At 38.4% G+C, this 14,297-nt stretch carries 14 protein-coding genes; 7 read left to right on the top strand and 7 right to left on the bottom strand.

All coding sequences use genetic code 11. The features are described from left to right. Positions 1-14 precede the first annotated feature (14 nt). Entirely contained in the window at positions 15-1,082 is a 1,068-nt protein-coding gene (locus ACWPKD_RS13215; RefSeq protein WP_455413157.1) for an efflux RND transporter periplasmic adaptor subunit, read from the bottom strand. 131 nt (positions 1,083-1,213) lie between these two features. Beyond that, on the bottom strand, positions 1,214-1,615 hold the full coding sequence (locus ACWPKD_RS13210) for a hypothetical protein (protein WP_455413156.1): 402 nt from the start codon (positions 1,613-1,615) through the stop codon (positions 1,214-1,216). Positions 1,616-1,831: 216 nt separating this feature from the next. Between ACWPKD_RS13210 and ACWPKD_RS13205 the strand changes: the two genes are divergently transcribed. Then, the gene (locus ACWPKD_RS13205) at positions 1,832-3,097 is read left to right on the top strand and encodes an aminotransferase class I/II-fold pyridoxal phosphate-dependent enzyme (RefSeq protein WP_455413155.1); all 1,266 of its coding nucleotides are present in this window, start codon (positions 1,832-1,834) and stop codon (positions 3,095-3,097) included. A 140-nt stretch (positions 3,098-3,237) separates the two neighbouring features. On the opposite strand, the gene ACWPKD_RS13200 is transcribed toward ACWPKD_RS13205, so the two are convergent. Both ACWPKD_RS13200 and ACWPKD_RS13195 read right to left on the bottom strand, forming a co-directional pair. Next, positions 3,238-4,356 carry a GTP cyclohydrolase gene (locus ACWPKD_RS13200; RefSeq protein WP_455413154.1) on the bottom strand — a complete coding sequence of 373 codons (1,119 nt, stop codon included), beginning with the start codon at positions 4,354-4,356 and terminating at the stop codon, positions 3,238-3,240. A gap of 2 nt (positions 4,357-4,358) precedes the next feature. Continuing rightward, a complete protein-coding gene (locus ACWPKD_RS13195) occupies positions 4,359-5,306 on the bottom strand; it encodes a transporter (protein WP_455413153.1) in 948 nt (315 codons plus the stop codon). A gap of 99 nt (positions 5,307-5,405) precedes the next feature. On the opposite strand from ACWPKD_RS13195, the gene ACWPKD_RS13190 reads away from it, so the two are divergent. From ACWPKD_RS13190 to ACWPKD_RS13175, 4 genes are all read left to right on the top strand, one after another. Further along, entirely contained in the window at positions 5,406-5,690 is a 285-nt protein-coding gene (locus tag ACWPKD_RS13190; RefSeq protein ID WP_455413152.1) for a DUF4834 family protein, read from the top strand. A gap of 112 nt (positions 5,691-5,802) precedes the next feature. Further along, a complete protein-coding gene (locus tag ACWPKD_RS13185; RefSeq protein ID WP_455413151.1) occupies positions 5,803-8,310 on the top strand; it encodes a YfhO family protein in 2,508 nt (835 codons plus the stop codon). Positions 8,311-8,365: 55 nt separating this feature from the next. Next, positions 8,366-8,737 (top strand): fluoride efflux transporter CrcB, encoded by a 372-nt coding sequence (gene crcB / locus ACWPKD_RS13180; protein ID WP_455413150.1) that lies wholly within the window; start codon positions 8,366-8,368, stop codon positions 8,735-8,737. Then, complete coding sequence (locus ACWPKD_RS13175; RefSeq protein WP_455413149.1) at positions 8,738-10,015, top strand: glycosyltransferase family 4 protein; 1,278 nt, start codon at positions 8,738-8,740, stop codon at positions 10,013-10,015. 109 nt (positions 10,016-10,124) lie between these two features. On the opposite strand, the gene ACWPKD_RS13170 is transcribed toward ACWPKD_RS13175, so the two are convergent. After that, a complete protein-coding gene (locus ACWPKD_RS13170) occupies positions 10,125-11,126 on the bottom strand; it encodes an SIMPL domain-containing protein (RefSeq protein WP_455413148.1) in 1,002 nt (333 codons plus the stop codon). Between the two features lie 84 nt (positions 11,127-11,210). Here ACWPKD_RS13170 and ACWPKD_RS13165 point away from each other — a divergent pair, with 84 nt between their 5' ends. Then, positions 11,211-12,194, top strand: a complete 984-nt coding sequence (locus ACWPKD_RS13165; protein WP_455413147.1) for a hypothetical protein — start codon at positions 11,211-11,213, stop codon at positions 12,192-12,194. A 1-nt stretch (position 12,195) separates the two neighbouring features. Continuing rightward, the gene (locus tag ACWPKD_RS13160) at positions 12,196-12,756 is read left to right on the top strand and encodes a hypothetical protein (protein WP_455413146.1); all 561 of its coding nucleotides are present in this window, start codon (positions 12,196-12,198) and stop codon (positions 12,754-12,756) included. Positions 12,757-12,823: 67 nt separating this feature from the next. Here ACWPKD_RS13160 and ACWPKD_RS13155 read toward each other — a convergent pair whose 3' ends face one another. Continuing rightward, on the bottom strand, positions 12,824-13,552 hold the full coding sequence (locus tag ACWPKD_RS13155; protein ID WP_455413145.1) for a hypothetical protein: 729 nt from the start codon (positions 13,550-13,552) through the stop codon (positions 12,824-12,826). Positions 13,553-13,830: 278 nt separating this feature from the next. After that, positions 13,831-14,223: a VOC family protein gene (locus ACWPKD_RS13150; protein ID WP_455413144.1), complete on the bottom strand. Its 393-nt coding sequence runs from the start codon at positions 14,221-14,223 to the stop codon at positions 13,831-13,833. Positions 14,224-14,297 lie beyond the last annotated feature (74 nt).

The raw sequence follows: 14,297 nt of genomic DNA, 5'->3' as shown, positions 1-14,297 counted from the left end.
TTTAAGATTCAGGATTACTCAGCATACATGTCTCCTAAATGGGACAATACAGATGCAGGACTTACGGTTTTGAAATGGATTTTTTCATTTTCTTTTACAAGGCCTAGACCTTCCAGAAGAATTTTATCGCCTTCCGCTAAGCCTTTGACTGCGAAAATATGGGGCAATTCAGCAACAATAGAAACCGCTTTAGAGTGGATTACATTGTTTTTGTCCACTACATACACATATTTTTTATCCAATACTTCGAAGGTTGATTTTTGAGGGATCAATACAGCCTTTTTTAAAGGAATAGTAGTTTGAACGCTTCCGGTTTCCCCGTGTCTTAATAAACCTTTAGGGTTAGGGAAGGTGGCTCTGAAAGAAATGTTTCCGGTTTCGTTATTGAAATCCGCTTCTATGGTTTCCACTACACCTGTATAATCAAAAAACTCATTGTTCGCCATTAAAAGGTTTACTTTGGTTTTGCTGTTGTCTTTTACATGGCTTTTGTAGTCAAGGTATTCTGCTTCCGGTACATTGAAGTAAACCCACATTTTGCTGTTGTCGGATAAATTGGTTAAAAGGTCTCCTTCTTCCAATAAACTGCCTAAACGAACGTGGAATTTATCGATGATACCGTCAAAAGGTGCTCTGATTTCAGTAAAAGCTAAATGCACTTTTGTTAAAGCCAATTCTGCTTTCGCCTTATCTAATTTTGCTTTTGCCATTGCTAATTCATTAGGAGAAACAACGTTTTTGTCTGCCAATGTTTTAGTGTTCTGGTATTCAATCTGTGTGAAGTTAACTTCCGCCTGCATTTTTTGTACTTCCGCCTGATACAGGTTCGGCATGATCTGGAACAACAATTGTCCTTTTCTCACGAATTGTCCTTCATCTACATATATTTTTTGCAGATAACCTCTTTCCTGAGCGCGCAGCTCGATATGGTTTACCGAGTGAATCTGAGATACATAGGATTTAGTAATTAAAGTATCTTTCTCTACCGGATTGGTAACCAGGAATTCCGCATGTTCTTCTTTCTTTTCTTTTTCGGAATTGCAGCTTGTGTTCAATAATACACCACACAAGCTAATAAGCATTAAAAATCTTTTAGCCATAATAATAAAATGGAAATTGTGTAAGGAAATAAATAAAATGGCTCCTGTCCTTTAAACAAAAGGGAGTTTACCTAATTACAAGGCCTGAGCCGCCAATAAAGAGAAAGAGAGAATCAAATCCTGTATACACAGTACATGATGCAAAGCGATTGTAAATTTTCTAAATATAAAACATGTTTACCGGGTGATAAACCATTTTGTATCAGACGGCAAAGATTGCCAAATGTTGGTGTGGTCAGATATGCTTCAAAGAAATTGAAGCTGGCTGCAAAAGTAAAAGCCTGGGAATCTTCGGTTTCTGTTTCGCTTTCCGAAAGTTCTATTTTGTCCTTAATGTCTTTTTGGGCAAAGAAAGGCGACTTAACATCTGAATTGGTTTCAAATTCAAACGGAGTATGATAAGCTGTTTCCGATGTGGTAAAAGCATCCTTCGCCTTATTGGAAGTAGCAAACAGTTGGTTGCTAACCAGTAAAGCGGTGAAAAGAAACAGAAGATAGTTAAACAGTCTTTTCATACGAGCGCAAAAGTAAGTAAACTTTTTTGTTAGGAAAACATTATAGGGGATAAATTGTTGTTAAATTACCATTAAGGGAGTTTTTATATCGTCTTGAAGCGCCTGAAAATTATTCTGCTTAAAAGTGGCGAAAATCAATAAAAAAAATTTATGATACCAAACCAGAAATAATTACTTTTGGAGCGATTAAAAATCAGACTTATACATACTTGAATTATGGTTAAAGATTTATTTGAAAGAATACAAAACAATAAAGGTCCGTTAGGACGATGGGCTTCACAGGCAGAAGGTTATTACGTATTCCCCAAACTGGAAGGAGAATTAGGGCCAAGAATGAAGTTTCACGGAAGAGAAATCTTGAACTGGTCAATCAATGATTATTTAGGTTTAGCAAATAACCCTGAAATCCGTAAAGTAGATGCAGAAGCAGCGGCACAATACGGTGCAGCGTACCCGATGGGCGCGCGTATGATGTCAGGGCATACTACTTTACACGAACAATTACAGGATGAGTTGGCCGCTTTCGTTGGTAAAGAAGCCGCTTATTTGTTGAATTTCGGTTATCAGGGAATGGTTTCAACTATCGATGCTTTGGTAACGAAAAATGACGTAATCGTTTATGATGTAGACGGTCACGGTTGTATTATCGACGGGGTACGTCTTCACATGGGAAAACGTTTTACGTACAAACATAACGATGTTGAAAGTTTAGAAAAGAACTTACAGCGTGCCACTAAAATGGCTACTGAATTAGGCGGTGGAATTTTAGTAATTACCGAAGGTGTTTTCGGAATGCGAGGACAACAGGGTAAACTGAAAGAAATCGTTGCATTGAAGGAAAAATACAACTTCCGTTTGTTGGTAGACGACGCGCACGGATTCGGAACTCTTGGTAAAACAGGAGCAGGAGCCGGTGAGGAGCAAGGTTGTCAGGACGGTATCGATGTTTACTTCTCGACTTTCGCAAAATCCATGGCGAGTATTGGCGCTTTCGTAGCCGGAGATAAAGACATTATCGATTATTTAAAATACAACTTGCGTTCCCAAATGTTCGCGAAATCCTTACCGATGATTTTCACGGTAGGTGCTTTAAAACGTTTAGAGATGTTACGTACCATGCCGGAGTTGAAAGACAAACTTTGGGAAAACGTAAACTATCTGCAAAGCGGATTGAAAGCAAAAGGATTCAACATTGGAGATACCAACACTTGTGTAACTCCGGTATATTTAGAAGGATCGATTCCTGAAGCGATGGTGATGGTAAACGATTTACGTGAGAACTACAACATCTTCTTATCGATTGTAGTTTATCCGGTAATCCCGAAAGGTATCATTTTGTTGCGTATGATTCCAACGGCTTCTCACACGATTGCAGATATCGACGAGACTTTAACCGCGTTTGAAGCGATCCGTGAAAAATTATCGAACGGAACTTATAAAGCAATTGCTGAAAAAACTACGGTAGACGTTTCTGCGGAGTAATTTTCAAAAGAGATATAATTAAAAAAGGGATGCTCAATTGAGCATCCCTTTTTTTTATGATTGAAAGATTAAAAGATTGAAGAGTTTGTTAATTTCGAATTTCAAATAACCGAAAAACGAATAACCGAATCCACAAACTATTAAATATCTTTTCGGTACGTTCGTCTTCTTTTGTGAATTCTCGGGTTGAAGTTTTTCCAAAGATTATGTATCGCATGGTTTTCTTCTAATTCCGGTGTTCTGATGCATAATTCGATTCCTTTTTCAAGGCTCACCTTATAGTACTCATCAAAAATTATTGCTGTAACACCTTTGCTTTGATATTCCGGTGTAATACCAATTAAGTAGAATACAATTTCTTTCGATTTTTTTCTGGCTTGAAGCAAATGATAAAATCCAAACGGAAAAAGTTTTCCTTTGGCTTTTTGCAATGCTTGAGCGAAATTCGGCATCACTATAGCAAAAGCTATCATGTTATCGTCCTTGTCCAAAATAAATTTGATGTATTCTGGATTAATCAAGCTAATGTATTTTTTCTTGAAATATTCTTTTTGGATGTCATTTATCGGTACAAAAGATTGTAGGGTAGCATAGGTTTCATTAAACAAATCGAACATTTTATCTACATAAGGCATTATTTCCTTTGTAGATTTAAAGTTTTGTGCTTTAAAGCCGTAACGTTCTTTTATTAATGTGCTTGCTTTTTGAAACGGTTTTGGGTCAATTCCTGAAAAAGTAAAATCACTTTCTATGTATTCTTTTTCTTTGACCAATCCCAGTTTCTCAAAATGTTCTTTATAGTAGGGCATACTGTACCAGGTGATCATATTGCCTATTTCTTCGAAACCTTCAGTAAGCACCCCAACTTTATCCAGATTGGAAAAACCCATTGGGCCTTCCATATGATCCATTTTATGCTGACGACCTAATTCGGTAGCTTTTTCAAGCAATGCTTTGGTTACTTCGATATCATCTATAGCATCAAACCAGCCAAAACGTACTTTTTTCTTGCCTAATATATTAACTTCGTCCCAGTTGATTATAGCAACAATTTTTCCAACTATTTTATTGTTTTTGTAAGCCAGATAAAAATGCGCCTCAGCAGTTTTAAAGGCCGGGTTTTTGTCTTTGTCGAAAGACTCCAGTTCATCTGCAATGATAGGGGGAATCCAGTACGGGTTGTTTTTGAAAAGTTCAAACGAAAACAGTACAAAATCTTTAAGCTCCTTTTTGGAACTGACTTCTTTAATGGTAATCATGCTTATTTAATTTCGTCGGTACGTTTTTTCTTTTCTTCCATTTGTTTGCCTTTGGTATTGCCTTTCTGTTCTTTACCTTCTTTGATTTCGATAGGCTTGTAGTTTTTGTCAAAACGCCATGCAAAACCTACGGCAGCTCCCATTACGGATGGTGTGTTTTTGAAGTTGGTTCCCAGGGAAACGTCAACCTGCATGTTTTTCTTTAAAAGGAAAGCGCCACCGCCTCGTAAAATACTGTCTGCATACCAGTCACTCTTATAGCCTTGGTTTTCCAAAAATACAGACCATCTTTCCCCAACGGCACGGCTTAAAGTAAGGATGTAGCCGTACGAAGGATAATCGGTAATGAATTTATCTGCGATGATGTTTGTGGTAAGCACGGTTTTGTTTCCAAAGTGGTTTTGCAAAATAGCCATCACTTTAGGGCTGAAACTAGGGTCGGTAGGGAAAGTATACGGATTTTCTCCAACATTGAAATTAGCTCCGGCATAAACGCCTACCGCCGGTAAAAGTTTTCTCCATTTGAATTTTTTATTGGCTTTCCAGCTGTACACGTTTACTTTCTCTTTATAATTTTTCCAAGGATCGTAAATCAGATATTTTGCTCCAAGATTTAGCTGTTTGAAACCATTGCGGTTTTCGCTGCCAAAATCCGTTTCCATTTTATCAGTCTGATACTGGATTTCGCCAATAAACTCTAACTGTTCCAAAAGTGCACCGTAACGAACAGCCAGGTCAAGTCCGAAACCTTTTGCTTCATAGTCCAGCTTACTATGATCTTCACGAAGATAGTAAACTCCGGTTTCTGCCTGAATTACGGTTTTTCCAATGGAATAAGCACCAAAGGATTTTCCGGGGCGGTTGGAATTGATTTCTTCCGTGTATTGGGCGAATGTGATTCCTGAAGTTAACAGCAAAAAGCCAAGTAGTTTCGTTTTTATGTTTTGCATGATCTGTTTAGTTTCGATTAAATACTGCTTTCCAAAAATAGCATTTTTATTATTATTTTAAGAATGGAAACCGATTTTTAAAACTAGCTTTGCTTAAATTTGACAAATTTTATTTTGAATATGGAAACGGCGTCATTCACTGGATTTATAAGAACACTGCTTTGGATTATATTTATTTACTACGTTTTGAAATTTTTAATGCGTTTGCTTGCACCATATTTGTTTCAGCAGGTGGTGAAAAAAGCCGAAGAAAACTTCAAACAGCAACAGCAAAACTACCAACAACAATCTAACCAGCAAACGCAGCAACAGAGTTCTCAGGATGAAATGCCTAAAGAGAAGAAAAAAGTTGGCGAGTATATTGATTTTGAAGAAATTGAATAAGCAGATACAAAACGAATAACACCCAGTTATTTGTTTTCTTTTTTTAAAAGGGTTTTTATTGTTATTTTAGCCTGATTTTTAAGCTAACAGAAGCAATTCACATCATATTCTTATGAAAAACCTAAACAAAATCTATCCTTATTTGCTGGTTATAGCAGGTTTTGCCATCATCTCCATTCTTTATTTTTATCCTGTGATGCAGGGCAAAAAAATCTACCAGAGTGATATTGCCCAATATACCGGAATGGCTAAAGAGCAAAACGACTTCAGAAAAGTTGCCGGAGAAGAGCCGTATTGGACCAACAGTGCTTTTGGAGGAATGCCTACGTATCAGTTAGGGGCCAATTATCCGCACAACTATATCAAAAAGATTGACAGTGTTTTACGCTTTTTACCGCGTCCTGCAGATTATCTGTTTTTGTATTTTATTGGATTTTTCATTTTGCTGAAAGCTTTAAAAGTAGACAATTTAAAAGCTTTTTTCGGAGCCCTCGCTTTTGGTCTTTCAACCTATCTGATTATTATTCTGGGGGTTGGTCATAATGCAAAGGCTCACGCGATTGCCTATATGCCGATGGTTGTTGCAGGTGTGATACTTGTGTATCAGAAACGATATGTGGTTGGTGGTTTACTCACTATGATCGCCGCAGCCTTGGAAATCAATGCCAATCATTTTCAGATGACGTATTATTTGTTGTTTTTACTTCTGGTAATTGCCATCTATTATAAGATACAGTATTTAAAAGAAAAAGATTTTAAAGGACTTTGGAAAGCAGCCGGTGTGTTTGCGATAGCCGGTATTTTAGCTTTAGGAGCAAACGCATCCAATTTGATGGCCACTGCGGAGTATACCGATTTCAGTATCAGGGGCAAAAGTGAATTAACCTTCAATGCAGACGGTACTGAAAATGTTACGGATTCTTCTATGAAACATGAATATATTACTGAATACAGTTATGGGAAAGCGGAGAGTTTAAACCTGATTTCTCCTAGACTTTTCGGTGGCGGTAACAGTGAAAAACTTGGAAAAGATTCGGAACTGTATCAGTTTTTATTGGGTTATGGTGCCACACCGGAGGAAGCGCTGCAGACCATTTCCTACTACGGAAAAACCTATTGGGGCGAACAGCCAATCGTTGAAGCTCCCGCTTATATTGGAGCAATTGTTTTCTTTCTGGCGGTTTTAGGATTGTTTCACGACAAGCGAAAAATAAAATACGTTTTTCTTGCCGGAGCCCTATTCTCTTTGTTGTTATCCTGGGGGAAAAACCTCGATTTCCTGACCAGCTTTTTTATTGATTATGTTCCTTTATACGATAAATTCCGTGCCGTTTCATCCATTCAGGTTATTTTGGAATTGTGTATGCCGGTATTGGCAATTATGGGATTGCAATCGTTCTTTTCAACTGATGAAGAAAAGAGATTACCTAATTTATTAAAGGCAGCTGGTGTGAGTTTAGGAATCGTGGTTGTTTTGTTGTTAGGCAAAGGAATGTTTGATTTTTCAAGTTCCATCGACAGCCAACTGGCACAGGTGTTCATCGACAGCCAGGATAAATCCTTCGGAATCAATTTTATTGATGCTTTGAAGAAAGACAGAATGAATTTCTATACAAACGATTTGTTGCGTTCCCTGTTTTTTATGGGTGTTGCGGCAATTGCTTTATGGTTGTATGTGAAAAATAAGCTTGCCGCCACTACGGCTGTAATTATAGTTGGTGTTTTTATGATTTTAGACTTGTTCGCAGTGGATAAACGCTACCTGAACAACGATCCGGATCATTTTAAAAGCGCAAGGGAAATCGATATCCCTTTTGCAGCTACTGAGGCGGATGACGCGATTTTACAGGATACTGCTGTTTACAGGGTATACGAAATCCAGGGCAGATTACAGGGAAGAACATCGTATTTCCATAAATCGGTTGGAGGTTACAGTGCTGTAAGACCAAGAAGAATGGATCAGTTGTTTGAATATCAGGTGGAAAAGAATTTAAATGAATTAGGCAATGCTATAGATTTTGATCGATTCAGCTTAACAAAAAGCAGCCCGGTTCTGGATCTGCTTAATGTGAAATATGTTATCGTTCCGACGGGTCAGGGCGATGTTCCGGTAGGTAATCCGTTTGCCAATGGTAACGCGTGGTTTGTAAGTGAAGTTAAAATGGTGAATTCAGCCGATGAGGAAATGAAAGCACTGGATAAGTTAGAAACCAAAGAAGTTGCCATCGTTAATATTTATGAGTTTGGTTCTCGATTTAAAAACGATCCAAAAACGTTTAAAGTGGATTCAAGCGCAACAATTCGTTTAAAAGAACACAAACCAAACCATTTAAAATACGAGTCCAACAATGCAAATGAAGGCTTAGCCGTTTTCTCTGAAATCTATTATCCAAAAGGATGGAACGCCACGATTGACGGAAAAGAAGCTACGATTTTAAATGTTGATTATGTTTTACGTGGTTTGCAAATTCCAGCCGGAAAACACACCATCGAATTCAAATTCGAGCCGCAAGTGGTTAAAACCGGAAGTATGATTTCCTTAATCAGTTTCCTTGGAATGCTTCTATTAATTGGTTTTGGAATTTTTACAGAAGTTAAGAGGAGAAAAGAAAAATTATAAAAATCCGTGATAATTCGCGTTGTGTGCATCCGTTTTATCCGCGTTCCAAAAAAACATGAGGACGATTTTATTAATAGCATTAGGCGGTGGATTGGGTAGCGTGTTTCGTTACCTGACCTCGCAATGGGTTAATAAGTTTTCGCAGTTGTATTTTCCTTACGCGACTTTTGTGACCAATATTGTTGGTTGTTTCCTGATCGGATTGTTTTTGGGGTATTTAGAGAAAAACAACATAACAAATCCTGATTTGAAATTCTTTTTGGTGACAGGTTTTTGCGGCGGTTATACCACGTTTTCAACTTTTTCCAATGAGAATTTGCAGTTGTTTCAGGCCAATCAGACCGGAACCGCTTTTCTCTACATCGGATTGAGTGTTATTGTCGGATTGGCTGCGACTTGGGCAGGTTTAACGGTTTCAAAATTATAAATGAAAAAGGTACTTATCATAACGTATTATTGGCCGCCCGCCGGAGGGCCAGGTGTTCAGCGTTGGTTGAAATTCGTGAAGTACCTGCCGGATTTTGATATTGAGCCTATCGTTTATATTCCTGAGAATCCGACTTATCCGTTAGTGGATGAGAAATTGCTTTCGGAAGTTCCTTCAAAGGTAACGATCCTTAAAAATAAGATTGTCGAGCCGTATGCCTGGGCTTCTGTATTTTCGAAAAAAAGTACCAAAAAAATCAGCTCCGGAATCATCCCGAATCAGAAGAAACAATCGCTGGTTCAGAAAATGATGCTTTGGGTTCGCGGTAATCTTTTTATTCCCGATGCCCGAGTGTTGTGGGTAAAGCCTTCTGTAAACTATCTTTCAAAATATATTAAGGAGAACGGAATCGATACCGTTATAACAACGGGGCCACCTCACAGTTTGCATTTAATCGGTTTGCAACTGAAGGAAAACCTGAACATTAAATGGATAGCTGATTTCCGTGATCCGTGGACAACTATCGGATATCATAAAGCGTTAAAACTTACATTGTCTTCCGCTAATCAACATAAAGCGCTGGAACGAAAAGTCATGAATGCTGCTGATTTTCTACTGGTAACCAGCCCGACCACAAAAAAAGAATTCGAAAGCATCACCACCAAACCCATTCACGTAATTACCAACGGTTATGATGTGGAAAATGTGGGACGACCGGCTTTGGATGAAAAGTTCACTTTGGCGCACATCGGTTCGTTTTTATCGGAAAGAAACCCAAGAATTTTATGGGAAGCCTTGCAGGAACTGGTAGAAGAGAATCCGGAATTTCAAAAATATTTCGAATTAAAACTTATAGGCGCCACCAGTCAGGAGGTTTTGGATACCATTACTGAATTTAAACTAAACGGATTTGTGAACAATCTCGGTTATGTTTCGCATCAGGAAGCTGTTGAACACCAGCGCAAATCACAGGTTTTATTGTTGATTGAGATCGATTCAGAAGACACTAAAAGCATCATCCCCGGAAAGTTGTTTGAATATATGGTTTCCGAACGTCCCATATTGGCAATCGGTCCCAAAGACGCCGATTTTTCAGTAATCTTACAGCAAACGAATACCGGAACTTTTGCGTTGTATACTGAAAAGGAGAAAGTAAAAGCGACAATTCTGAACTACTTCAATTTGTATCTGCAGCAGAACCTGAAAGTCTATCCGGTTGGTTTACAGCAATACAGCAGAAAGAGTCTGACTAAAGAATTGGCTAATCTGCTAAAATAAACACCCCACCCTTTGGGCACCTCCCGTTCAAAAACGGGATAAGCTATCTAAAAAGAGGGGAATTAAAAATCCCGCTTCACTTTGCAGTTCCACGGGATTTTGTAATCATTTATAAATTAAGCGGTTTGATATCGCCGGCCGGGGTGATAATGTAATAGCGGTTGTTTCGGATAATCGTGTTTTTGGGCAGCTGGTCTTCTTTGAGTTTTATTTTAATTGTCATTTCATAAAAAAGCTGGATGGTTGGTTCCGTGATTTCGGGATTGACTACAAATGTGTGCGATTTTGACAGTGCCGCATCGTAAAACTGTGTGGTGTTTTTCTTCACTTGGTTCACCTGGCTTTTCGGGTCAAAATTGATCGACGCCTGACTGTATGCGGAATAGGATTTGTAGCTTTCCATTGGGTAAATAGTATTGTAGCCTTCGGTTAGCGTTTTTTCTTTTTTGAACAAATCGGTATTCATAATCGACGAATAATTGGTAAGCATCTGTTTGTATTCTTCCAACGCTTTTGCCTGAAGCACATCCCGGATTTGGTCAAGATTATTGGTAACATAATCTACCTTTGCCATGTCGTAAATTTCCTGTTTCGCACAAATGTTCATGATTTTGTTCAGGTCGTTGGTGGTTTTGTATTTGATGATGAGATTCTTCTTCAGTTCGAATCCGGCCGGTTTTTCGTTGTAGGTTTTAGGGTTGAAGATTTTTTTCTCCACTTCGTATTCGTACGTTGGAATAAACGTGATAATATCGGAAACCACGTCGATGTCTTTGTTAAATTCCTGAATTTCTTTTACCACTTTGCTGATGCGTTCGTCAATAAGCGTGGTCACTTCTTCTGCCGTTTTTCCAATCTGAAGTACACTGAAAACCGCTCGTTGTGCAGTAGCTTTTTCGTTGTAAATCCCTTTGATGTTGATAACCATTTCATAATCGTTGGAATACGTGGTCTGGATGCTGTTCACTTCACGGTTCTGATACTGGTTGTTGTAATTGTAATTGCCCATTTCTTTTTTAGCGGTTTCGGAATTTACATTTCCGGAATGTTGTGCCGTAGCGGATAATAATGGAATTACGGTACATGCGATGGTTAGCCATTTTGATTTCATAGTGTCTGATTTTTAAAGTTCATGAGGCAAATGTATTTTTGGACAGGGAATTGTTTGTTGTAAAACGGGTTTCAACTTTCTGTAATGTTTTTTCAGTACATTTACAGTGCTTTTACAGTAAAGAAAACTACAAGGGAACTACTTTTACAGCAGTTATTTATGACCGAATTGGGCGTGTTTTTTCAGTTGAAACAAAAGGTTTTGGAAACCTATCAGAAGCAGCATCCGTATTTTTCCGGAAGCTGGAAGACGTTCAGTTCCCAGGATATTTTTAATCTGATCGATGCCATTCAGCTCAATACAAAACAATCCGTAAGTGAAAAATGGATTTACACCCATCTGAAACCGGAACAGAATGAGAAACTTCCGCGAAAAGACATGCTCGACATTCTAAGCCAGTATGTTGGGGTTTCGGGTTGGGACGAATTCAAATTCCAGTATCAGCAAATAGAAGCTAAAGAGGAAATGGCAGTCAAGGTTCCCAAAAGGAAAACTAATCGAATGCTGTACATGGCAGTGGCAGGAGCCATTTTGATACTTGTTGTCTTGCCTGTTAAAAATGTGTTTGTTCCGCAAAAGCAAACCCTTGAACTGAAAGATACTTTTACCAAAGAGAAAATTGCCGCTGATGAAGTGAGCGCTTTTATTGTGGAAGATTCGGTTGAAAAAGCAATACCGGTTAAAAACGGCGTTTTGGAAGTACGCGGGAAAGATAAAGTGGTTTTGAAAAGCCCTTTTTATCAGAGCCGGCAAATTACGGTAAGTTCCAATTCGGAAGCGCAGGTAATCGAACTGCAACCGGACGATTACGGCATGATGTTAAAAGCGTTTATGCAATCCGATGTTAAAGACTGGGAGATCCGGAAAAAGCAATTGGAGATGATTTTGTCGGACAACCTTGAAGTGATGATCATGCTGAAAGACAATCTGGGCGTGGAATATTTTGATAAAAAAGAGTTTACGCAGCAATTAGTGGTACCGACGCCCTCACTTAAAAAACTGAAAATAGTGGTTTTGGAGAAAGACACCAATAATAAAATTTCGTTAATCCGATTAATTCAGAAGTAAGATGAAGCAGTATCTGTATTTATTCCTGTTGTTGAGTTCTGTTTTTTGTTTCGGACAAAATGTTTCGAATAAAGAAGTGAGTACAGAAACTTCAAACGTTAATAAAAAAATGGGCAGGCAAGCTATTCAGGCGAATTTTAATGTTGCGGCTATCGGGGCTTATCAGGAAAATGCTGAAGAGAAAATCAAGGATTTATACAGTTATTTTCAAATGTTGTCCGGTGACGAATCCGAGGCTTTCAAACTTCAGGTAGCGCAAAATATCACGAATCTTTTCGGGAATGTTTCTGTAACCATGGATAATCTTTTATTGGAATCCGGAAACAAAATCAGTCTTGAAGCGTTATTGCAGCAACTCAAAACTTCAAAGCATGCCATTCAGTTTCTTGAAATTGAGAAAAAAACAGTATTGGAAAACAGCTTTTTGTTTACGTACACGGTTCAGGTGGATTCGGGGAAGAAAAGCATTCAGCAACAGGTGTTTTTTTATCCGGTTCAAAAACAGTTCGGAAGTAAAACCAAAGAAGTATGGACTTACACTTTAGGCCCTTTTAAAATGTAAAAATCCCGCTTCACATTGCTGCTCCACGGGAAATTAACCAAACTAACCAACCAAATCTTAACTATACCTAAGATCTTTTATTTTTCTCCTTTACGGATTGCTCGTCTTTTCTGATTTCTTCTACTTCTTCTTTGCTCATTTTGGCTTTTGAACCATCAGCGCGGTAGTAGTAGTAATCGTCTTCGTTATAACCGGAACCGCTTTCATAACCGTTATCGTAACCGTAATCATTAGCGGGGCCATAGTTACCATTATCGTATCCGGCGCCTGCAAAAGGATTGTAGGCATACGCATGACTCGCTCCGTTCACATAACCTACCACATCGATGATGCATCCTCTTCGGTTGTAGAAGATTCGCAGGCCGCCCACTTGGGTTAATGCAAAACTGTTGTATCGCATATAAACTGAACCTACACGTTTTACACGGTTGCGTCCGTCATAGTTGATGAAAACGTTTCCAACCCGTCTTACACGTCCGAAGTTATCGTGTTCTACACGCACTCCGTAGTTTGCAGGTCCATAGTGGGTTACACTTACTCCAGGGGCTCCATAGGTTGTGTTTACAACTCTGGGTCTAGGTCCTGAAGGTCTGGTGTTGAAATCAAATTCCCCATTTGGAAAGATGTAGAACTCAATTCCCCGCTCCATGAACATAATCGGTTCGGCATTACGGTAATCCACATTGTGGCGTGGGTTTCTTCCGTTGTTGTCAGAAAAAACAGGATTTTCTGACGCATAAGCCATACTTCCTGCCAGGAAGATGCTGGCTACTAATAGAGTAATTTTTTTTCTCATGACAATTTTATTTTCTAAATCAAGGTATTCGAGAATCTTACGATTTCATAACACTTTAATTTAATAGTTTGCTTACTCTTTCGATTTTCGGCTTTCTCGAACAAGTAAAATTTCTTGTTGTTTAGTAATATCCAATTAGCGTGCCAAAAATATTTACTATGCGTGCCTAGTATAAAAATACTTTGCAACTGGTTGTAAATAAAAGGGTTGTGGTGATAAAAAAATCTCATTCCGCAAACAGGAATGAGATTCAAAAAGGGGAAATAAGTTCGGTTTACTTAAATTTTTTCTGCAAATGCAATAATATGTCCGTCAAGATCGGCAAGATAACAAACGCGGTCACCCCAGTTCCGGTCTTCAATACCACTGATGATTTTTGCACCACATTTTACTGCATTTTCAAATTCAGATTGAATGTTTTCCACATAAAAATAGAGTTCACAACGCGGAATTTGGTTTCCCTTTTCCGGATGTGCCATTACAGGTGTAATAATTTTCGCAATTCCGTTGTTGGGCATCAAGCCGATTTTTAAGTTTTCGGATAATGTGAATTCGGTCATGCCCGGAACTTCCAAACTTGGTGTGCTTCTGAAAAGGCCTTCGTAAAAGCGGGATGCAGCGTCCTGATCGTCAACGTAAAGAATAAATTCGGAAGATAAAATATGTTTCATTTCACTATCAATTACAGAATAGGTTGAAAATTATAAAAAAAAATAATTTTTAAGTTAAATTTTTATAAATTCGT

It is taken from the genome of Flavobacterium pedocola, assembly GCF_053764385.1.
Note: the sequence above shows the minus strand (reverse complement) of the source record. Positions and strands in the feature narration are given on the sequence as shown.

Excerpts from the sequence above, each read along its gene's own strand:
- ACWPKD_RS13175 (WP_455413149.1), top strand. The coding sequence starts at position 8,738 with ATGAAAAAGGTACTTATCATAACGTATTATTGGCCGCCCGCCGGAGGG.
- ACWPKD_RS13160 (WP_455413146.1), top strand. The coding sequence starts at position 12,196 with ATGAAGCAGTATCTGTATTTATTCCTGTTGTTGAGTTCTGTTTTTTGT.
- ACWPKD_RS13210 (WP_455413156.1), bottom strand. The coding sequence starts at position 1,615 with ATGAAAAGACTGTTTAACTATCTTCTGTTTCTTTTCACCGCTTTACTG.
- ACWPKD_RS13205 (WP_455413155.1), top strand. The coding sequence starts at position 1,832 with ATGGTTAAAGATTTATTTGAAAGAATACAAAACAATAAAGGTCCGTTA.
- ACWPKD_RS13195 (WP_455413153.1), bottom strand. The coding sequence starts at position 5,306 with ATGCAAAACATAAAAACGAAACTACTTGGCTTTTTGCTGTTAACTTCA.
- ACWPKD_RS13200 (WP_455413154.1), bottom strand. The coding sequence starts at position 4,356 with ATGATTACCATTAAAGAAGTCAGTTCCAAAAAGGAGCTTAAAGATTTT.
- ACWPKD_RS13155 (WP_455413145.1), bottom strand. The coding sequence starts at position 13,552 with ATGAGAAAAAAAATTACTCTATTAGTAGCCAGCATCTTCCTGGCAGGA.
- ACWPKD_RS13215 (WP_455413157.1), bottom strand. The coding sequence starts at position 1,082 with ATGCTTATTAGCTTGTGTGGTGTATTATTGAACACAAGCTGCAATTCC.
- crcB (WP_455413150.1), top strand. The coding sequence starts at position 8,366 with ATGAGGACGATTTTATTAATAGCATTAGGCGGTGGATTGGGTAGCGTG.
- ACWPKD_RS13185 (WP_455413151.1), top strand. The coding sequence starts at position 5,803 with ATGAAAAACCTAAACAAAATCTATCCTTATTTGCTGGTTATAGCAGGT.
- ACWPKD_RS13165 (WP_455413147.1), top strand. The coding sequence starts at position 11,211 with ATGTTTTTTCAGTACATTTACAGTGCTTTTACAGTAAAGAAAACTACA.
- ACWPKD_RS13170 (WP_455413148.1), bottom strand. The coding sequence starts at position 11,126 with ATGAAATCAAAATGGCTAACCATCGCATGTACCGTAATTCCATTATTA.
- ACWPKD_RS13150 (WP_455413144.1), bottom strand. The coding sequence starts at position 14,223 with ATGAAACATATTTTATCTTCCGAATTTATTCTTTACGTTGACGATCAG.